Consider the following 19,620-nt stretch of genomic DNA (forward strand, 5'->3'; position numbering starts at 1 on the left):
ACCCAGCACCCCGAACGATCTCGAAGACGCGGGCCAACTGACCGAGCCACGTCCTCATGAGCCCCGGCCCACCCACGATCCCCGTTCCACCCCCGATGAGAAGGAAGGCACTCAACGATGAGCTCAACACCTTCACGCAGTAGCGGCCCGCGCAGCGGACCAGCCAGGCGCAGACCCCTGCGCACCGCCGTAGCGGCGCTCGCCACGCTGGCGCTCGCCGGCAGCACGGCCGGAGCGGCGCTCGCGGCACCGGCCACCGCGACCACCGGCACGACGACGCGGACGGCTGAGCAGGAGCTGCCGACGCCGGACCTGCACTACACGATGGACGACGTAGCGGGCGACGTCGTGCCCGACGCCTCGGGGAACGGGCTGGACGGTGCGATCTCCGGCACCACCGGCCTGGTCGACGCAGAGGGCGGCGGCACGGCGCTCGACCTGCCCGGCGGGGCGGACGGCGGGTACGTGACGGTCCCGCGTGCCGCACTGGAGGGCGCGTCGGACCTCACCGTGTCGGCCCGCGTCCGCTGGGACGGCGCCGGCGGGGCGTGGCAGCGGGTCTTCGACCTCGGCACGGACTCCACGCGCTACCTGTTCGCCACGCCGTCGAACGGTGACGGGCGCCTGCGGACCGCCCTGACGACGAACGGCGGTGGCGGCGAGGCGCAGGTCGGCGGGTACGGCCCGCTGCGCGCCGAGGACTGGGTGACGCTCACGGTCACGCTCGACGCGGCGGCCGACCAGCTCACCACCTACCTCGACGGTGTGGCCGTCGGTTCGGCGCGGTCCGCCGTGGCTGCCGGTGACCTGCTCACCGACGCCGCGGGGTCCGCCGGCTACATCGGCCGGTCGTTCTACCCGGATCCGCTGCTCGACGGCGCCGTCGACGACTTCCAGGTCTACCGTTCGGCGCTGACGCAGGACCAGGTGGCGCAGCTCGTGGGGGAGACCCCTGACCTGGTGGAGCTGACCGAGGACTCCTTCGACGTGCGCACCACGGTCGCGAGCGCGCCGGAGCTGCCCGAGGCGGTGCGCGCCTCCTACACCGACGGCTACGACCGTGCCGTGCCGGTGGTCTGGGACGAGATCGACCCGGCGCAGTACGCGCAGCCGGGGGACTTCACGGTCGCGGGCGACGCGGCGGGCACGCCGGTGACCGCGACGGTGACCGTGCACCGGGGCGAGCTGCGGGTCGACCTCGGCGCGGCGACCGGGGCGTTCCACGGCGGGGCGTCCGGCACGCTGTACGGGCTCTACGGCGACGGGCTGCCCAGCGACAACCTCATCGAGGGGATGGGGATCCGGACCGTCTCGACCAAGGCGCAGGACGGGCCACAGCACCCTGGCGCCGACGCGCTCGAGGTGGTCCGGCCGCTCACCGACGCCACCGACGGCGACGTCTACATCTACATGACCGACATCCACAGGGGCTTCCCGTACGAGTGGCCGGGTGACACCCCGCAGGAGAAGCTCGACGGCTTCGTGGAGAAGATCGGCACCCAGGTCGACCAGGTCCTCGAGCTCCCGGAGGAGTACCAGGACAACGTCGTCTTCGTCCCGTTCAACGAGCCCGAGGGCAACATGTTCGGTACCGGGCAGTGGAGCTACGACCGCACGTCGTGGCTCAACGACCCGACGGACTACTTCGCCGCCTGGGACCGGGTCCACGCGCTCATCAAGGACAAGATGCCCGGGGCGCGCATCGCCGGCCCGAACACCAGCATCCTCTACAGCCAGGTCAAGGGCTTCCTCGAGCACACGGTGGAGGCCGGGACCGTCCCTGACATCATCACCTGGCACGAGCTGTCCCACCCCGAGAAGATCCGCGAGTCCGTGGCGACCTACCGTGACTGGGAGGCCGAGGTCTTCGCCGGCACGGAGCTGGCGGGCACCGAGCTGCCGATCAACATCAACGAGTACGCGTTCAACTACCACACGTCGGTTCCGGGGCAGATGATCCAGTGGATCTCGGCCATCGAGGACTCCAAGGTCGACGCCGACATCGCGTACTGGAACATCGACGGGAACCTCTCCGACTCCGCCGTCCAGTCCGACCGCGGTAACGGGCAGTGGTGGCTGTTCAACGCGTACGCCCAGATGAGCGGGCACACCGTCGAGGTGACGCCGCCGTTCCTCGGCGAGAACTACACGCTGCAGGGCGTCGCCACCCTGGACGAGGAGCGCGCGATGGCGCGCACCATCGTCGGCGGGACCGACGGCGCGGCACCGGTCGAGCTCGTGAACGTCCCCGGAGCCGTGTTCGGCGACGACGTCCGCGTGACGGTGCGTGAGATCCCCTGGACCGGCCAGCTCGGCGACTCCGCGCAGCCGCGCCACATCGCCGAGACGACGATGCCGGTGACGGACGGGAAGATCGCCGTCGACTTCGACGGAGAGTCGCTGCCGCTGCTGCGGGAGTCCTCCGCGTACGAGATCGTCGTGACGCCGGCGGGAGTCGGCGAGGCCACGAGCACGGCACCGACGGCCTGGGAGGGCAGCTACGAGGCCGAGGACGCCACGCACACCGGCTCGGGCTACAGCCTGAACGGCCCGGAGGGCTCGCCGTCCGACGTGGGCAAGTTCTACACCTCCGGCGGGTACGACGTCGGTGGCCTGCGGACCGGCTCCGACCTCGTCCTGGACTTCGAGGTCACGGTGCCGCAGGACGGCACCTACGACCTGTCCGTCTTCGCCAACAGCCAGAACACCTTCGAGGCCGTGGCGGACCAGGGCCCGACCAACGTGTTCGTGCGGGTCGACGGTGCGGCGGAGCAGGAGCTGCACCTGCCGCTCGGCTACAAGTGGGTGGTCTGGGACCACGCCGACACGGAGGTCGAGCTCACGGCGGGCACGCACACCATCTCGCTCGCCGCCCGCAGCCTCGACGGCAGCGGTGCCACCCGGGGTGACGCGATCGTCGACCGCGTCACGCTCGCGCTGCCGGGTACCGACGCCACGACGTCGGTGTACGAGGCCGAGCTTGCGACACTCGACGGCGGGCAGGCGCTGTACGAGGCGCCCGACGGCGTCGACCCGGCCGGGGTGTCCGGCGCCGGCGGCGTCGAGCTGGCCGACGGCGAGACCGCGACGTTCTGGGTCTACTCCGCGACCGACGGCGAGGCGGCGCTCGGCGTCGACACCCTCGGCGACGGCAGCGGGACGCTCGCGGTGAACGGCCGCGACGTCCTCGACCTCGCACCCGGCGGGCCGGCGGGCCGGCAGGTCGCCGCGCACCTGACCGGCGGCGTGAACAAGGTGGTCGTGACCGGCGGCGCCGACGGCGTCGTCGTCGACCGGGTGACGACCGCCCCCGGGACCGAGGCGCTCGCGGCGCTGGAGTACCAGGCAGAGGACGCCGAGCTCGCCGGCTCGGCGACGGTGTCCGACCTCTCGCTCGCGGAGGGCGGCAAGGCCGTGACGGACGTCGGGGGAGAGCCGGGCAACGGCAACACCCTGACGTTCCAGGTCGATGCCGGCCAGGCCGGCCCGCACGCCGTCGTCCTGCGGTACTCGAACCCGGAGCAGTCGCCTGCCTCGCACTACAACCCCGACCCGATCGCCCGGCGGGCGGACATCTCGGTGAACGGCGGCGCGTCGTCCCCCGTGCTCTTCCCCCACTCGTTCCACGAGAACAGCTTCTGGGAGAAGACGGTCGTGCTCGACCTGGAGGAGGGCGCGAACACCATCACGCTGAGCTCGGAGGAGGCGCCGAACTTCGACGGTGTCACCTACGCCTCGGACGTCTGGCCCGACTTCCCGCTGCGGTCGCGCTGGGCACCGGTCGTCGACCGGATCACGGTGTCGCCACTGGCGGCGGCGCTCCGGGCCGAGGTGACGACGGAGGCCGTCTGCCGGGGGTCGCGTGCCTTCCTCGTGGTCAGCGCCACGAACGTCTCGGGCGATCAGCTCGACGTCCGGGTAGAGGGGGAGCTCGGCAAGCGGTCCACCGAGGACCTGGCGCCGGGCGACACCTGGCGGCAGACGTTCCCGGCGCGGTCGTCGGCGATCGAGGCCGGTTCGGTCACGCTGACCGCGGCGGGTGTCGCGACGAAGCACACGTATCCGCAGGCGACCTGCGGCTGACCAGAGCGGGACGTTGAGTGCGGGGTATGTGTTGGGTCCACGTCCGCTGACCCAACACATACCCCGCACTCAGCGCGCGTTCCGTGCAGGGCGACCGCCCAGGAGCGAGTAGCCGACGGCGGTGGCCGCCACGACGCAGAACACCCCCGCCGGTGCGACGGTCCCGCTCACCAGGATCGCGACGAGGACCGCAGCAGCGGCGGCGGCGAGCTCCGGCCGCCGTCGGCCGACCGTGGTCCGCAGGCTTCGGCGGTCGGCGGCCTTGGGGGTGACCACGAACCGGGCCCGCAGCCCCAGGCCCACCCGCAGAACCGCGCGTAGCGCCACGACAGCCACGGACGCGTAGAGCATGGCGCCGCGCAGGAGGAAGAGGGACGCCGTCAGCGGGCCGCGCCGCCGGATGCGCCGCACCGCCTCGGGCAGCAGCGGTACCGCCCCGAGAAGGCCGAGCGAGGCGCCCAGCGGCACCGGGAGACCTGGCAGCCGTTCGACGGCCGTCGCCAGCGCGAAGGCGAACAGGGCGACCGTCAAGGCTGCGCCGACGAGCGGGGACGCGAGGTCCAGGAACACGTCGAGCCGTCGTGCGGGGCGCAGGCGCGTGTCGAACAGCAGACCGCGGTTGCGCCCGAGCAGCTGCATCGCGCCCTCGGTGAACTTGCCGAGCTGCGTGGTGAACGCCGTGTAGTCGGTGGGGGCGTCTTCGACCGACACGAGGTTCGGCACGTAGCGCACGGTGCGACCGCGACGCGCGAGCTCGAGCGTCAGCGCCGCGTCCTCCGCGACGACCTCCGGGAACCCGCCGGCGTCGCGCAGCGCGCTGACATCGAGGAGGGCGCCGCGGCCGGCGAAGGTCGCCGTCCCCCACCAGACCCGGCCGGCCGACATCGCGCGCAGGTGGGCGTCGAACATGCCACGGAAGTCGCGCACGAACCTGGTGTCGCCCCGCCGCGAGCGGATGGCGCCCTGCACCGCCGCCACCTTGGGGTACGCGTACAGGTGGCGCAGCGCCGTCCGCACGAAGTCCTGGTCGATCTCCTGGTCGGCGTCGATGACGACGACGGCGTCCACGCCGACCGCGTGGTGGCACAGGTAGTTGTTGAGGTTGCCCGCCTTGAAGCCGGCTCGGTCCGGTCGGCGGACCACTTCGACAGGGCCTGCCGCGGTGGCGGCAAAAGCGTCAACGGCGGCCTGACCCGCTGCGCTGCGCGAGTCGTCCAGCACGACGGTCCGTGTGCGCGGGTGGGTCTGGCGCATGCTGCGCTCCACGAGGTCGGCGCGGAAGTCGTCGGCCGTGGTCCAGAGCAGGGCGACCACCAGGTCGTCGAGTTCCGGGCGGGGGACCTTGGCGCGGCTCCCGACGGAGGGGTGCGGTCGCCGGACCGCGGCGATCAGCAACACGGCCGCCCGGATCCCGACCAGCCAGGCCGCGGCGATCGCGACGGCGGCGAGGGTCGTCGTCGTCCACGTCGTCGGGCTTGTCGGACGGGTCGCCGACACGAGGACGAGCCAGGCGACCGTCGCGAGGGCGGCCCAGGTCACGGCGAGCGCGAGCGCCGGACCGAGTGCGGAGAGCGGTCCGGGCACGTTCTCGCCGGATCCGGTATGGCGGGCAGGACGGCCGGGCCGGGGGCCGGGCTCGTCCGGACAGGGCTCGTCGGGGCCGGTGATCAGCATGTCTCCCATCCCACTGGCGGCGAGCGGGAAGGTCACTGGCCCGGGGACCAGACCGGAGGTAGACCAGGCACTACCCCGCGGGTCCACCGGGCACTATGCCGGGTCGGATTCCTCGGCAGTACGGTGAGCGGGTGAGCCGCCCCGACTACCTCGCCGCTGCCTTGCGACGCCCGGGTTACCTCGTCTCGCGGTGGCCACCGCGGGCGTGGCTGTTCACGTTCGTGAGCGCCTTGCTTCCCGGCCCGTTCGCGATCCTGGTGTTCGGGGGCCTCCTCCACGCCCAGCCGCTTCCCTTCCTTGTGGGTGCGCTGGTCGTGTTGATGCTGTCGTTCAGCCCGCTGATCGCACGGCTCGACCGTTCGCGGGTGCGGCTGATCGGCAGGGAACCGATCGTCGACCCGCACGTGCCGACCGATCGCCGCGGCCTGAGCAGGGTGGTCTTCCGGCTTCGGGAGTGGGCGACGTGGCGCGAGGTCGCCTACGTCCTGGTCTGCATCCCGCTGGGCTGGGTCGGCGCGGCCGTGCAGATCCTCACCGTCTGGTCCGTGATCCTGGTCCTGTCGCTGCCAGGACGTTTCGTCGGGGGCGACGACGTCTGGGCCCAGAATCCGGTGGGCGTCGTGCTGGCGTTCGTCGGTTCGGTGCTGGGCGTCCCCGCCCTCGGGTATGTGCTCGGCCTGCTCGCGGAGGCGCAGGCGGCGCTCGCGCGGACACTCCTGGCCCCCCGCGGCGCGGAGCTGCGTCACCAGATCGAGCGCCTCACCGCCTCACGGACGACCCTCGTGCGGTCGTTCGAGGGTGACCTGCGCCGCATCGAGCGTGACCTGCACGACGGCGCCCAGCAGAAGCTCGTGACCCTGGCGGTAGCTCTCGGCTCGGCGGACCTCGACGCCGAGGATCTGGCGCGGTCCGGGGTCGACGTGGGACGCCTGCGGGGCCATCTGGACCGGGCCCACGACCTCGCGGAGGCCGCACTCGAGGATCTGCGCTCGACCGTGCGCGCCGTCCATCCCCGGGTGCTCGCCGACCACGGGCTGACGGCGGCCGTGCACGAGCTGACCTCCCGGATGCCGGTCCCGGTGACCCTGGCGAGCACGGTCGAGGAGCGCTTCGACACGGAGGTCGAGCTGTGTGCCTACTTCGTGGTCAGCGAGGCGCTGACGAACATCGCGCGGCACAGCCGGGCACCCGCCGCGGAGGTTCGCCTGGAGCGCGACGGCGACGTGCTGGCGGTTCGGGTGCACGACGACGGTGTCGGCGGCGCCGACTTCCGGTCCGGGACCGGGCTGGTCGGGCTGCGCGAGCGGGCCGAGGCCGCACAGGGGCGCCTGACGCTGTCGAGTCCGGCCGGAGGGCCGACGATGGTCGTGGTGCTCCTGCCGGCCCGTGCGCCGCGAGCCGCGTCGACCGTGGAGCGGCCGGACGCCGTGCCAACCGTGACGGAGACTTTCTGACATGCGGATAGTGCTGGCCGAGGACTCGATCCTGCTGCGCGAGGGGCTCGTCGGGCTGCTCGAACGGGTGGGGCACGAGGTGGTCCACGTGACGGACAACGCGGACGAGCTGGTTCGGCTGGTGCTGGCTGACGGCGCGCACGGCGAGCTGCCCGACCTGGTGATCACCGACGTCCGGATGCCGCCGCGGCTCCAGAACGACGGGATCGATGCTGCGGCCGAGCTCCGACGTCACCACCCGGCGCTGCCCGTGGTCCTGCTGTCGCAGTACGTTGCCGACGCGTACGCGCGGGACCTGCTCGCGGGCGCGTCCGGCGGGATCGGCTACCTGCTCAAGGATCGCATCGGGCGCGTGAGCGACGTCATGACGTCGTTGGAGGTCGTGGCGGCCGGCGGCACCGTCATCGACCCGCAGATCGTCCGCTCGCTGCTCGACCGCAGCTCGTCGCCGCTCGGCACACTGACGCCGCGCGAGCGCGAGGTGCTCGCCTTGATGGCCGAGGGCAGGTCGAACCCGGAGATCGCCGAGCGGCTGGTCGTGAGCGATGCGGCGGTGGCCAAGCACATCGGCAACGTCTTCGCCAAGCTCGGGCTGACCGTCGACGACGCGGGCCACCGCCGCGTGCGGGCGGTGCTGGCATACCTGCGCGGCTGAGCATCTGCCGGGCGGGGTAGGCGACGAGGGTGTCGCGTACGCCACAGCGCCCGGGCGGGGGAGCGCGTTCGGTGTCCGAGGCCCGCTACGGAACGTACCGTTGCTTCGTATGAGCCATGGCAACGTCACGATCACGGCGGACCTGGTCCGGGACCTGCTGCGCGAGCAGCACCCGGACCTGGCGGACCGCCCGGTGCGCCTCGGCGCGAAGGGGTGGGACAACCAGCTGTGGCGGCTGGGCGACGATCTCGCCGTACGGCTGCCGTGGGCCACGGAGTCCGCGGACGTGCTGCTGCGCAAGGAGCACGCGTGGGTGCCCGGTCTCGCGCAGCGGCTCCCGCTGCCCGTCCCGGTGCCGCAGCGGCTGGGCGAGCCGGCCGAGATCTTCCCGCGGTCCTGGATCGTCACCACCTGGGTGCCAGGCACGCCCGCGGACCATGCTCCCGCGACGCGGGCCGTCGAGGCCGCCGAAGCCCTGGCCGCCTTCCTGTCGGCGCTCCACCGGCCGGCACCCGAGGGGGCGCCGGCCGGACGGAGCCGGGGCGGCCCGTTGCGCGAGCGCACGGGGGAGTTCACCGAGCGGCTGGCCGCCGCCGTCGAGCTGGAGCTCGTCGCCGACCCGGCCGCGGTGAGCGCCGTCTGGGACGACGCGGTGGCTGCACCCGACTGGGCGGGACCGCCCGTGTGGCTCCACGGCGACCTGCACGCCGCGAACATCCTCACCGCTGACGGAACCTTCTGCGGCGTCATCGACTTCGGCGACCTGTGCGCGGGGGACCCGGCCACCGACCTGGCCGCGGTGTGGGCGCTGCTGCCCGACGGCGCCGCGGAGACCTTCCACGCCGCGTACCGGCCCGGCGTGGGCGACGGCCCGGATCCCGAGATGCTCCGGCGCGCTCGCGGCTGGGCGCTGCTCGCCGCGCTGAGCGGCATCCTCATCGGGGAGGCGGGCAGCACCGGACGCCCGGGCGGCAAGCAGTCGTGGGGCCCGCCCGCGCACTCGGCGATGCGCCGTCTCCTGGAGACCGCCGGCTGACAGCCGTTTGCTGTCGGACCGACGAGCCACCGCCCGCGAGCGGCCGTTCAGCTGCTCGACGGGCGTGCCGTCGCGGCGAAGCCGGCGAACGTCGTGTCCAGGGCGATCATGTCCGGCGCGAGGCTCGTGGTCGACTGCAGACTTTGTTGCTGCCCCGGTTCTCGACTGCAGACTTCGTTGCGGGTACGGGGCACTGAACCGCGACCAGATCTGCAGTCGGCGCGCGAGGCGGCAACCAGGTCTGCAGTCGGCCGGCTGACCGGACCAGCCAGCGACCCCTCGGCCGACCGACCAACGTCCCTGGACGTCACACCTGGACAACCGCCCCGAGGAGCAGCACCACCAGCAGGGCGACCACCGAGAGTACCGACTCCATGAGGGTCCAGGTCTTGAACGTCTGGCCCACCGTCATGCCGAAGTACTCCTTGACGAGCCAGAAACCGGCGTCGTTCACGTGCGAGAGGAACACCGATCCCGCGCCGATGGCGAGCACGAGCAGTGCGGCGTGCGTCGGCTCGAGGCCCGTGGCCAGGGGCGCCATGATGCCGGCGGCGGTGATGGTCGCGACCGTCGCCGAGCCGGTGGCGATCCGGATGAGCGCTGCCACCATCCACCCCGCGAGGAGCGGGGTGATACCCGCGCCGGCGATCCCTGAGGCGATGACGTCGCCGACGCCCGAGTCCACGAGCGTCTGCTTGAAGCCGCCACCGGCGCCGACGATGAGCAGGATCCCCGCGATGGGCGCGAACGACGAGCCGACCAGGTCACCGAGCTGCTGACGCGTGCGCCCGACGGCGGTGCCGAAGGCGAACAGGGCGAAGAGCGCGGTGAGGAGCAGAGCGACGAGCGGCTCGCCCAGGAACTCCAGCACCGTCCCGTAGCCCGTCCCGGTGGCGCCGGCGACCTCGACGACGGACCGCGCCAGCATGAGCAGCACGGGCAGCAGCACGACGAGAACCGACATGCCGAACGTGGGCTTGCGCAGCCCCGCCGTGGCGTTCGGCGGGGTGTCGTCGTCGGACATGCCGAGGATGCTGACGGGCGGCGCGAGCGGTACCCAGCGGGTGAGCGGGACGGCCAGCAGCGGGCCGGCGACGATCACCGTCGGGACGGCGACCAGGAGGCCGAGCCCGAGCGTGATGCCCAGGTCGGCACCGAGGGCCTCGATGGCGAGCAGCGGCCCGGGGTGCGGGGGCACCAGGCCGTGCAGCGCGGAGAGGCCGGCGAGGGCGGGGACGCCGACCAGGACGGGGTTGGTGCGCATCCGGCGCGCCACGATCATCACGACCGGGATGAGCAGCACGACGCCCACCTCGAAGAACAGCGGGATGCCGACCACGAACGCGATCAGGGCCATGGCCCACGGCAGCCGCCTGGCCGGGGTCCGGTCGAGGATCGTGTCGACGATGCGGTCGGCGCCGCCCGAGTCGATGAGCAGCTTGCCGATGATCGCCCCGAGCGCGATGAGCACGCCGACGCCGGCGACGGTCGACCCGAGGCCCGCCGAGAAGCTGGTGAACGTGTCGGTCAGGCCGATGCCCGCCACCACGGCGAGCACGCCCGACCCGAGCACGAGCGCCAGGAACGGGTGCATCTTGAGCCAGACGATGAGCACGATGATGACGGCGATCCCGGCAACGGCCGCGACGACGAGCTGTGGCGTCGAGGCGCTCGGCGCGGCGTCGGCCGCCTGGGGGAGCGCGGCCGCTGCGACGGAGCCCCTGGTGAGCAGGTCGGTGTGGAGCATCAGCGGTCCTCCGGCTCGGTGGCGGACGCCAGGGGCCGGCGCTCGCCGGCGGGATCTTCCAGGAGCCGCAGGATCTCGTCGACGATCTGGTCCGGCCGCTGGCCGATGTCGACGGCGAACCCGGGCTCGTCGTCCTGCAGGGGCTCCAGGGTGGCGAGCTGGCTGTCGAGCATCTCGGGCTTCATGAAGTGCCCTGCCCTGCCCTGGATGCGCTCGCGGAGCAGGTCGTAGGTACCGGTGAGGTGCACGAACCGCACGTCGCCCGCGGTCTCCAGCAGGTCGCGGTAGCTGCGCCGCAGGGCACTGCACGGCACGACCGCGCTGCGCCCTTCGCCGAGCTCCGTCGCGAACCAGTCCCGGATCCCGCGCAGCCACGGCCAGCGGTCGTCGTCGTCGAGGGGGTGTCCGGCGGCCATCTTGGCGACGTTCGCGGGCGAGTGGAAGTCGTCGCCCTCCGCGAACGACGCGCCGAGGCGGCCGGCCAGGAGGGCGGCGACGGTCGTCTTGCCCGAACCGGCCACACCCATGACGACGATCGCCCTGGGTCTGCGGTCCGTCCCGCCGGTGGCTGTCCCGTTGCTTGTCTGGGTCGAGACCATCGCTGTCTCGGTGACGTCTGTGTCCATCCATCTATCCTCACCTATTGGTGACACCATATACGCGTGATTCATGTCACCAATGAGGTCCCCGCCGACGCCGCCAGGGGACGGTCCTATCCTTGGACGATGCCCCCAGTGCTGCACAGCCCAGTTCTCGAGGCCCTGGGCCGCCGCATCACCGGCGGCGAGCTCCCCGCGGGGGCGGTGCTGACGCTGGACGGGATCGGCGCAGAGTTCGAGGTGTCGCGCACGGTCGCACGCGAGGCCATGCGCCTGCTCGAAGGGCTGGGCCTCGTCCGCTCCGGCCCACGCGTCGGGATCGTCGTGCTGCCCCACGACGCCTGGAACGTGCTCGACCCCCGGGTCATCGAATGGCGGCTGGACGGGCCGGGGCGCGCCTCGCAGCTGCGCTCCCTCACCGAGCTGCGCCAGGCGGTAGAACCCCTCGCCGCCGCGTGCGCTGCCCGCGGTGCCTCGGCCGCCGTCCGCGACGAGCTGGTCGCCACCGGGCGCCGGCTGCGCGAGCTCGGTGAGGCAGGGCACGGCGACGGCGAGGAGTTCCTCGCCCTGGACATCCGGCTGCACGAGCTCCTCATGCGGTCCAGCGGCAACGAGCTGTTCAGCGCGCTCGCCGACGTCGTCGCCGTCGTCATCTCCGGACGCACCCACCTCGGCCTGATGCCCGCCCACCCCGAGCCGGAGGCCCTCGACGCGCACGAGGCGGTGGCGCTCGCCGTCGCCAGGGGTGACGGCGCGGCCGCCGAGGAGGCGATGGCCCGTATCGTCCGCGAGGTGCGCGGGGCGCTCGGCCGGCCCCCTGCCGTGGGTCCGGCCGCTTAATCGTTGTGGGCCCTGGGCAGGGCTGCCCCCTGTGCACCAGAATGTCGCCGTGCCCCTGACCCACCGGCCCCGACGGCTCCGCGACGCGCGGGGTCCCGTCGTGGCGTCGGCCGCGACGGGGGCCGCGTTGCTGTCGCACCTCCTGGGCGGCGGTGCGATGCCGGGCTGGCTCGGGATCCTCGTCCCGTGGGTGCTCTCGCTGACGGTCTGCACGGCGCTGGCGGCCCGCCGGCCGTCGCTGTGGCGGACGACGGCGTCCGTCGTGGCGAGCCAGGTCCTGTTCCACACGCTGTTCGTGGCGGGTGCCCCTGGCGTATCGGTTGCTGCGGCCGGCGCGGGGGCTGGGTCGGCGGGCCACCCGGCGGGGCACGGCATGCACGACGCGCTCCCGGCGTCGTCGGGGTGGGCGTCGCCCTCCTCGCTGATCGGCGCCGACGCGACCATGTGGAGCTGGCACGGCGTCGGTGCGGCGGCCACCGTGGCGGCCCTGTACAGCGGTGAGCGCGTGCTGACCCGCCTGCACGAGCTGGCCGGGCGCCTGGCCGACTGGCTGCGCCACCGCCTCACCGCCCCGTCGGACGTCGTGCCGCTGTTCCCCGTCGTGCGCGTGCCGGCGCCCGACTGGTTCACCGGTTCCGTCCCCGCTCGTCCTGAGGTGTCGGAGTCACGACGGCGGGGACCGCCGGCCGTGCTCGCGATCTGACCTTCCCGAGCACCGATCAGCTCTGCCACGCCCGCCGTCCTGTCCGGACGCGCCCGGGCGGGAGACGTCTGTGCTGCCCTCAGGACCCGAAAGCGACACCGATCATGACCACCACCGTCTCCGTCACGCCCGAAAGCGACCGTGACCGACCCCGACCGCCCGGAGCGGGCCGACCAGAGGGGCGCCCCCGCTGGTTCGGCGCCCTGCTCCTCCGGCTGCACTTCTACGCGGGCCTCCTCGTCGGCCCGTTCATCCTCGTCGCCGCGGTCAGCGGCGCGCTGTACGCCCTGACGCCCGCCATCGAGCAGGGTGTCTACCGGCACGAGCTGCGCGCACCGGTCACGGACACGCAGCTGACCCTGGCCGAACAGACCGAGATCGCCAGGAGCCACATCGGCGACGCCGCCGCGACTCCGTCGGCAGTGCGCCCGGCCCCCGAGCCCGGGGACACCACCCGGATCATGTTCGCCGACGAAGGGCTCGGCGAGAGCGAGTCCCGCGCGGTGTTCGTCGACCCTGGCACCGGTGAGGTCAGGGGAGACCTCACCGTCTACGGCACCAGCGGTGCCCTGCCGCTGCGTGCCTGGCTCGACCAGCTCCACCGCAACCTTCACCTGGGCGACGTGGGCCGCCTCTACAGCGAGCTCGCCGCCTCGTGGCTCGGCATCGTCGCGGTCGCGGGACTCGGGCTCTGGATCCGGCGGATCCGGAGGTCCGGCACCAAGAAGGACTTCGTGCGGCCGGGCCGCGGGCGCACCGGGTACCGGCGCCTGTTCACGTGGCACACCTCCGTCGGCATCTGGGTGCTGCTCGGAGCCCTGTTCCTGTCGGCGACGGGCATCACCTGGTCGCAGCACGCGGGCAGCAACGTGGACACCCTGCGGGCTGCGTTCGACTGGAGCACACCCGGCGTGGACGCGCGGCTGCCGGGCGGCGGCACGGAGCAGGGCGCGGCGGACGGTGACGGTGACGGCGACAGCGGCAATGGCAGTGGCAGTGGCGGTGAGCACGCTGGTCACGGCACTGCGGAGCCTGGCACTGCGGAGCCCGGCGCCGGCGGTGCAGCCGACCCCGCCCTGCTCGACGCCGTCCTCGCCACGGCGGAGGCGGTGAACATCAACACCGGCCTGGTCGAGATCACGCCGCCGGCCGAGCCCGGAACCGCCTGGGTGGTGCAGGAGATCCAGCGCAGCTACCCGACCGAGGTGGACGCCGTGGCGGTCGACCCCGGCACGATGCAGGTCCTCCACCGGGTCGACTTCGCCGAGTTCCCGCTGGCGGCGAAGCTCGCCCGCTGGGGGATCGACGCCCACATGGGCTCGCTGTTCGGCCTGCCCAACCAGCTGGTGCTGTTCCTCCTCGCCGGCGGCATCGCGACCATGGTCGTGCTGGGCTACCTCATGTGGTGGAAGCGGCGTCCGACGCGGGAGCCGCGTCCGCTGGCAGGCACCCCGCCGCGGCGCGGGGTGCTGCGCGGTGCGCCGTGGTGGGGGATCGCCGCCGTGCTCGGGGTGGCGGTCGCCCTCGGGTGGTGGCTGCCGCTGGTCGGCTGGACGCTCGCCGGGTTCGTCGTCGCGGACGTCCTGGTCGGCCTCCTCAGACGGCCGGGCCGGGGTGCTGTGAGCCCTGGCCGGCCGGGGTGAGGTAGGCCAGGGCGTTCCGCGGCAGGGCGTTCCGCGGCAGGGTGTCAGCCGCGGTCGCGGAGCATGCGCTCGCCGGCGTCGACGTAGGCCTCGAACAGGTCCGTCACCGCGTCCAGGCGGCGCGCGGCACGGGCATCCTCCGTGAGGCTCCGGCCCGAGCGGAGGGTGCGGATGAACGCGCGGGAGCGCTCCTGGCTGGCCGCGAGCAGCTGCTCGAAGCCGCCGGCTGCCTCGATGAGGAGCCGGCGGCTGCCGGCCTGCGGGATCGTGCGGGCCAGGCCCCAGGAGACCAGCTCCCGCATGGCGGTGCTGACCGCACCCGCGCTGAGCCGGAGCTCGGCGCGGATCTCGTCGGACGACGCCGGGGCCGCCCGGGTCAGCAGGTAGCCGTAGGTGCGCCCGGTGGACCGGGAGAGGTTCCAGGACGCGAGGATGTCGCCCATCGCGTCGACGAACTGCTCGCGTTCGGCGGTGCGTTCCTCGCCCCGTTCCTCGGTGGGCTCGTCGGTCATGGTGCGGCCGGGCTCTCGTCGGCCCTGGCGTCCATCGTCGCCAGGAGGCTCAGGAGCGTGTCGTTCACGGCGTCGGGCGCGTCGAGCGTGACGATGTGCCCGGCCGCAGCGACGACCTGCTCGGTGATGCCCTCGGCCGCGGCCCAGCGGGTCATGGCGGTGGAGATGTTGCCCGTGCGGTCCTCGGCGCCTCGGACGAGACCGAGCGGGACGGGCGTGCGGTAGCCGGGCTGCGGGTCGACCAGGCTGACGGTGGCCCGCCAGACGTCGAGGAACGTCTCCTTCGGCATCCGCGCGAACAGCGACTCGGACTCCGCGACCGCCGCAGGGTGCACGGCCGACGCGCGGGCCATCAGCCCTGGCAGCCGGGACGCGGGGATCGCCGACAGCAGGGGAGCCGCGAGACGGAGCGCCAGTCGTTCGAGGCGGCCGAGCGGACCGGCGTTCCACGTCGAGTCGAGAACCACGAGGCCGCCGACCTGCTCGGGTGCCCTCCGCACGAGCGCCTGCGCGAGGTTGCCGCCGAGCGAGTGCCCGACCAGCACCGGCCGGCCGAGCCGCCGGTCGTCGGGCCCCGGGGTGCCGGGCGCGTGCTCGACCGGCCCGAGCCGGTCGAGCAGCGCCGCCAGGTCGTCGAGCGCGTCGCCGGCCGTGAACCGGGTCCCGGGATCCAGCACGGAGGTGCCGTGGCCCCGCAGGTCCCAGACGATCACGCGGAAGCCGGCGTCGCGCAGCACCGGCAGCTGGGGCCCGAACATCGTGTGGTCGACGCCGGCGCCGTGGCTGAGCACCACGGTGCGCCCCGGGCCGCCGGAGTCGGCGAACCGGATCGTGGCACCGGGCCGGCGGAGGATCTCGGTCAGATTCACCATCCTCTGAATATAGTGCATTTCGAGGTGGGCTGGGCTGCCTACCGCCTCGGATCAGTGCATGGCGGCCATCAGCGGGAGCCGCACGGCGGGCGGCAGCGGCCCGACGGCCGGGCGGGCGCTGATCGAGTGGATCACCAGAGCCGCGAACCGGCGCGACGCCGCCGCCGCGGCCTCACGCGAAGCGGCCCGGATGCCGGAGTTGGCCATGATCAGCATGATCAGGTCGTCCAGCACGAAGTCACGGCGCAGGTCCCCTGAGTCCTTGGCGCGCTGGACCAGCTCGGCCAGCGACCGCAGGACCCGCGTGCGTTCCCTGGCGAAGTCGACGGCCTGGGGGAAGGCCGTGACGAACGCGGCGGTGAAGCCCCGGTCGAGGGCGTGCAGCACGCACACCTGCTCGATCACCGTACGGAGCCCGCGCCACGGGTCGGGATCCGCGAGCCCGCCCTCGACGATCGTCGTGCACCGCACCATCTGCTCGCCGAACGCCTCGGTGACCAGTGCCTCCTTGGTCGGGAAGCGCCGGTACAGCGTGGCCGGGCCGACGCCGGCGCGCCGGGCCACCTCGCGCATCGATACGCCGATGCCTTCCGTCGCGAACGTCGTGCGGGCCACCTGCAGGATGCGCTCGCGGTTGTCGCGCGCGTCGGAGCGCAGGGCGTGCACCGGCGGTGCCGGTTCGAGCGCCTCGGGGCCGGGCGCCTGAGTCAAAGGGTTCGTCATCGCTCTCACTTCGCCGAAACGGACGGGCTGTTCCACTAGCGCCCCGACCATGATCGCACTCCAGTTCTCCGCATACGAACCCGCCGACGTCCTCCACCTCGCCGAGGTCGCAGAGCCCCACCACCGTCGTCGGCACCGCCCGCGAGGCCAACCACGAGTTCCTCGTCGGCCTCGGCGCCATCCCGACCACCTACGGTCCCGGCCTCGCCGGCCGCGTGGCGGCCCTGGTGCCCGACGGCGTCGACGCGGTGCTCGACTGCGCCCGCTCCGGATCGCTGCTCGACCTGGTGGCCATCGCAGGCGGCGCGGCCTCGGTGGTGACGATCGCCGACCTGCGCGCCCACGAGCACGGCGTCGAGCTGTCGAGCTCTGGTGGCCCCGGCGCGGCCGGGCAGGACGGGCTGCACGGGCTCGCGCGGCGGCGTCGACGGTCTGACCTCCGCCGGCGCCGCCCGCCCAGGTCAGTTCTGCAGGAGCACCTTGATCGCGCGCCGCTCGTCCATCGCGCGGTACGCGTCGGCCACGTCGGCCAGGGGCAGGGTGAGGTCGAAGACCCTGCCCGGGTCGATCTCGCGCTTCCACACCAGGTCCAGCAGGTGCGGGAGGTAGGCGCGCACCGGGGCGACCCCACCGCGGATGCCCTTGTTCCCCCAGAAGAGGGCGTCGGTGGGCAGGTCCCCGTGCGGCACGCCGACCAGGCCGATCAGGCCGCCCGGACGGACCAGCTCGACGGACTGCGCCCTGGCCTCCTCGGTGCCGACGCACTCCAGCACCGCGTCCGCGCCGATGCCCTCGGTGAGCTCCAGGACCTGTGCCAGACCCTGCTCGCCGCGCTCCGCGACGATGTGGGTCGCGCCGAACTCCTCGGCCACGACCTGCCGCGACTCGTGCCGGCTCATCGCGATGATCGTTGTGGCGCCGAGCTGAGCCGCTGCCAGCACGCCACTCAGCCCGACGGCGCCGTCACCCACCACCACGACGCTCGAGCCGGGCCCGACCCCGGCGGAGACCGCCGCGTGCCAGCCGGTGCACATCACGTCGGAGAGGCTCAGCAGGCTCGGGATCAGGTCGGCGTCCGGCTCACCCGGGGTGGCGAGGAGGGTGCCGTCGGCGTTGGGGACACGGATCTTCTCGGACTGGCAGCCGTCGTAGCCACCGCCGTGCAGGCAGTTGGCCTGCATGCCCTTGCGGCACACCGCGCAGGTGTTGTCGCTGTGCAGGAACCCTCCGACGACGAAGTCGCCCGGCTTGATGGTCGTGACGGCCGACCCGACCTGCTCGACGACCCCCACGTACTCGTGGCCGATCGGTGTGGGCCGCTTGACCTGTGAGATCCCCCGGTAGCGCCACAGGTCCGAGCCGCACACGCAGGACGCGACGGTACGGACGACGGCGTCGGTGGGCTCGACGACGACGGGGTCGGGCCGCTCCTCGAAGCGGACGTCCCCTGGGCCATGGATGATTGCTCCTCGCATGCGCCCATTCAACACGTGCTGCGCAAGCGCGGATCGTGGTCGAGGTCTCGTGGTCGGTAGAACGTCAGGTGATCGGCACCTCCGGAGTGCCGATCACCTGACGTTCTACCGACCACCGGCCGCCGAGGCGGGCACGGCCGGGGCCCTGCCGGTCAGGGGCGGGTGGCGGTGATTGCGTCGGCCAGCGGCGTGACCGGGCGGCCCAGGAGCCGGGCCAGGTCGTCGCTGTCGGTCTCCAGGTCGCCCGCGGCGATCGAGGCGTCGATGCCGGCGACGAACCCGGCGGTGCCTGCGTCCAGGCCGGCCTCCTGCAGCTCGGCCTGGTAGTCCTCCACGGAGAGGTTCCGGTAGGCGACCTTGGTTCCCGTCGCGTCGGTGATCGTCGCGGCGAGCTCGGTGAAGTCGAACGGGGGCCCGCCGAGCTCGTGGACCACGTCGCCGTCCTCGTCAGCCAGAAGGGCTGCCGCGGCCGCTGCCGCGAAGTCGGCGCGCGGTGCGGCCGAGACCTTGCCGTCGGAGGCGGCGCCCACGATCTCGCCACGCTGCAGGTACTGCTCCAGCTGCTCGGTGTAGTTCTCGGTGTACCAGCCGTTGCGCAGCAGGGTGACGGGGATACCGGACGCGCGCAGCACCTGCTCCGTGGCCTGGTGCTCGCCCGCGAGCGGGTTGGTGGTGTCGTCCGCCTTCAGGATGCTGGTGTAGGTGATGCGCTCCACACCGGCGGCCTTCGCGGCATCGACCACCGCGGTGTGCTGGGCCACGCGCCCGCCCGGCTCGCTCCCGGAGATCAGCAGCAGACGCTGCACGCCGGCCAGCGCCGTCGGCAGGGTCTCGGGACGCGAGTAGTCGCCCTCGCGCACCTGGACGCCACGCTCGGCGAGGTCGGCGGCCTTGCTGGGCGTGCGGACCACGGCGACCAGGTCGGACGCGGGAACTCCGCGGGACAGGAGCTCCCCGACGACGAGGCGGCCGAGGTGTCCGGTGGCTCCGGTGACGGCGTAGACGGTCATGACACTCTCCATTGCTTGGGCAGTTGCGATCAGCTAGCACTAACGAATCGAAAGTACACCACATTCCGAGCGCGTGGCGGTACCCTGGTCCCGTGAGCATCGCCGACCTGGATACCGAGGGCCTGGAACCCGACGGCCTGGAACCCGACGGCCTGGAACCCGACGGCCTGCCGGGGGGCGGCGCCGCCGTCGGGCCGCCGCAGGAGCTGGTGACCGACGTCTTCGCACGCGGTTGCACCTCGCGGGCCGCGTTCGAGGTTGTCACGTCCAAGTGGGCCTCGCTCGCCCTGCTCGCGCTCGGGGAGGGCGGCTACCGCTTCAACGCGCTGCGCCGCCGCGTCGAGGGGGTCAGCGAGAAGATGCTGTCCCAGACGCTGCAGGCCCTCGAACGGGACGGCATGGTCACGCGCGACGTCGTCACGACGATCCCGCCCCGCGTGGAGTACTCGCTGACGCCGCTCGGCGAACGGGTGGCGCAGAAGCTGCGGGCCCTCGCCGATCTCCTGGAGGCGACGGCGGCCGAGGGTGCGTGGTCACCGGCGCAGGAGTCCGACGGCGCGGACGAGGACGGGGCCACCGCGGAGCGCTGACCCC

16 protein-coding genes and 1 pseudogene are annotated in these 19,620 nt (G+C 73.0%); 9 read left to right on the top strand and 8 right to left on the bottom strand.

Annotated elements, in window-relative coordinates:
• Positions 1 to 117: 117 nt before the first annotated feature.
• Positions 118 to 4,083 (top strand): LamG-like jellyroll fold domain-containing protein, encoded by a 3,966-nt coding sequence (locus ACFS27_RS16045; protein ID WP_377184797.1) that lies wholly within the window; start codon positions 118 to 120, stop codon positions 4,081 to 4,083.
• A 69-nt stretch (positions 4,084 to 4,152) separates the two neighbouring features.
• On the opposite strand, the gene ACFS27_RS16050 is transcribed toward ACFS27_RS16045, so the two are convergent.
• Positions 4,153 to 5,757, bottom strand: a complete 1,605-nt coding sequence (locus tag ACFS27_RS16050; protein ID WP_377184799.1) for a glycosyltransferase family 2 protein — start codon at positions 5,755 to 5,757, stop codon at positions 4,153 to 4,155.
• A 131-nt stretch (positions 5,758 to 5,888) separates the two neighbouring features.
• Between ACFS27_RS16050 and ACFS27_RS16055 the strand changes: the two genes are divergently transcribed.
• The 3 genes from ACFS27_RS16055 (at position 5,889) to ACFS27_RS16065 (ending at position 8,902) form a co-directional block, all read left to right on the top strand.
• Complete coding sequence (locus ACFS27_RS16055; protein WP_377184801.1) at positions 5,889 to 7,211, top strand: sensor histidine kinase; 1,323 nt, start codon at positions 5,889 to 5,891, stop codon at positions 7,209 to 7,211.
• A gap of 1 nt (position 7,212) precedes the next feature.
• Positions 7,213 to 7,866, top strand: a complete 654-nt coding sequence (locus ACFS27_RS16060) for a response regulator (protein ID WP_377184803.1) — start codon at positions 7,213 to 7,215, stop codon at positions 7,864 to 7,866.
• A 109-nt stretch (positions 7,867 to 7,975) separates the two neighbouring features.
• Complete coding sequence (locus tag ACFS27_RS16065) at positions 7,976 to 8,902, top strand: aminoglycoside phosphotransferase family protein (protein ID WP_377184805.1); 927 nt, start codon at positions 7,976 to 7,978, stop codon at positions 8,900 to 8,902.
• A gap of 307 nt (positions 8,903 to 9,209) precedes the next feature.
• Here ACFS27_RS16065 and ACFS27_RS16070 read toward each other — a convergent pair whose 3' ends face one another.
• Together ACFS27_RS16070 and ACFS27_RS16075 are read right to left on the bottom strand one after the other, a co-directional pair.
• Positions 9,210 to 10,649, bottom strand: coding sequence for a GntT/GntP/DsdX family permease (locus ACFS27_RS16070; protein ID WP_377184807.1), 1,440 nt, complete (start codon positions 10,647 to 10,649; stop codon positions 9,210 to 9,212).
• The gene (locus ACFS27_RS16075; RefSeq protein WP_377184808.1) at positions 10,649 to 11,275 is read right to left on the bottom strand and encodes a gluconokinase; all 627 of its coding nucleotides are present in this window, start codon (positions 11,273 to 11,275) and stop codon (positions 10,649 to 10,651) included. Before ACFS27_RS16075 ends, ACFS27_RS16070 begins: the two co-directional genes overlap by 1 nt.
• A gap of 99 nt (positions 11,276 to 11,374) precedes the next feature.
• Between ACFS27_RS16075 and ACFS27_RS16080 the strand changes: the two genes are divergently transcribed.
• The 3 genes from ACFS27_RS16080 to ACFS27_RS16090 all read left to right on the top strand — a co-directional run bounded on the left by ACFS27_RS16080 (position 11,375) and on the right by ACFS27_RS16090 (position 14,434).
• Complete coding sequence (locus tag ACFS27_RS16080; RefSeq protein ID WP_377184809.1) at positions 11,375 to 12,088, top strand: FadR/GntR family transcriptional regulator; 714 nt, start codon at positions 11,375 to 11,377, stop codon at positions 12,086 to 12,088.
• 49 nt (positions 12,089 to 12,137) lie between these two features.
• Positions 12,138 to 12,791, top strand: a complete 654-nt coding sequence (locus ACFS27_RS16085) for a hypothetical protein (RefSeq protein ID WP_377184811.1) — start codon at positions 12,138 to 12,140, stop codon at positions 12,789 to 12,791.
• Positions 12,792 to 12,895: 104 nt separating this feature from the next.
• Entirely contained in the window at positions 12,896 to 14,434 is a 1,539-nt protein-coding gene (locus ACFS27_RS16090) for a PepSY-associated TM helix domain-containing protein (RefSeq protein ID WP_377184813.1), read from the top strand.
• Between the two features lie 44 nt (positions 14,435 to 14,478).
• On the opposite strand, the gene ACFS27_RS16095 is transcribed toward ACFS27_RS16090, so the two are convergent.
• The 3 genes from ACFS27_RS16095 to ACFS27_RS16105 are packed head-to-tail and all read right to left on the bottom strand — an operon-like array spanning position 14,479 to position 16,541.
• Complete coding sequence (locus ACFS27_RS16095; protein WP_377184815.1) at positions 14,479 to 14,946, bottom strand: GbsR/MarR family transcriptional regulator; 468 nt, start codon at positions 14,944 to 14,946, stop codon at positions 14,479 to 14,481.
• A complete protein-coding gene (locus ACFS27_RS16100; RefSeq protein WP_377184817.1) occupies positions 14,943 to 15,818 on the bottom strand; it encodes an alpha/beta fold hydrolase in 876 nt (291 codons plus the stop codon). Before ACFS27_RS16100 ends, ACFS27_RS16095 begins: the two co-directional genes overlap by 4 nt.
• A 51-nt stretch (positions 15,819 to 15,869) precedes the next feature.
• Entirely contained in the window at positions 15,870 to 16,541 is a 672-nt protein-coding gene (locus ACFS27_RS16105) for a TetR/AcrR family transcriptional regulator (RefSeq protein ID WP_377184819.1), read from the bottom strand.
• Positions 16,542 to 16,663: 122 nt separating this feature from the next.
• Between ACFS27_RS16105 and ACFS27_RS16110 the strand changes: the two are divergent.
• Positions 16,664 to 16,873 (top strand): annotated as a pseudogene (locus tag ACFS27_RS16110) (NADP-dependent oxidoreductase); the annotation flags it as partial.
• A gap of 129 nt (positions 16,874 to 17,002) precedes the next feature.
• Here ACFS27_RS16110 and ACFS27_RS16115 read toward each other — a convergent pair.
• Both ACFS27_RS16115 and ACFS27_RS16120 read right to left on the bottom strand, forming a co-directional pair.
• A complete protein-coding gene (locus ACFS27_RS16115) occupies positions 17,003 to 18,016 on the bottom strand; it encodes a zinc-dependent alcohol dehydrogenase family protein (RefSeq protein WP_377184821.1) in 1,014 nt (337 codons plus the stop codon).
• 152 nt (positions 18,017 to 18,168) lie between these two features.
• A complete protein-coding gene (locus ACFS27_RS16120; RefSeq protein WP_377184823.1) occupies positions 18,169 to 19,026 on the bottom strand; it encodes an SDR family oxidoreductase in 858 nt (285 codons plus the stop codon).
• Positions 19,027 to 19,118: 92 nt separating this feature from the next.
• On the opposite strand from ACFS27_RS16120, the gene ACFS27_RS16125 reads away from it, so the two are divergent.
• Positions 19,119 to 19,616, top strand: coding sequence for a winged helix-turn-helix transcriptional regulator (locus ACFS27_RS16125; RefSeq protein WP_377184825.1), 498 nt, complete (start codon positions 19,119 to 19,121; stop codon positions 19,614 to 19,616).
• The last annotated feature ends 4 nt before the right edge of the window (positions 19,617 to 19,620 follow it).

The sequence above is a fragment of the Promicromonospora vindobonensis genome (assembly GCF_042685865.1).
GTDB classification, from domain to species: Bacteria; Actinomycetota; Actinomycetes; order Actinomycetales; family Cellulomonadaceae; genus Promicromonospora; species Promicromonospora vindobonensis.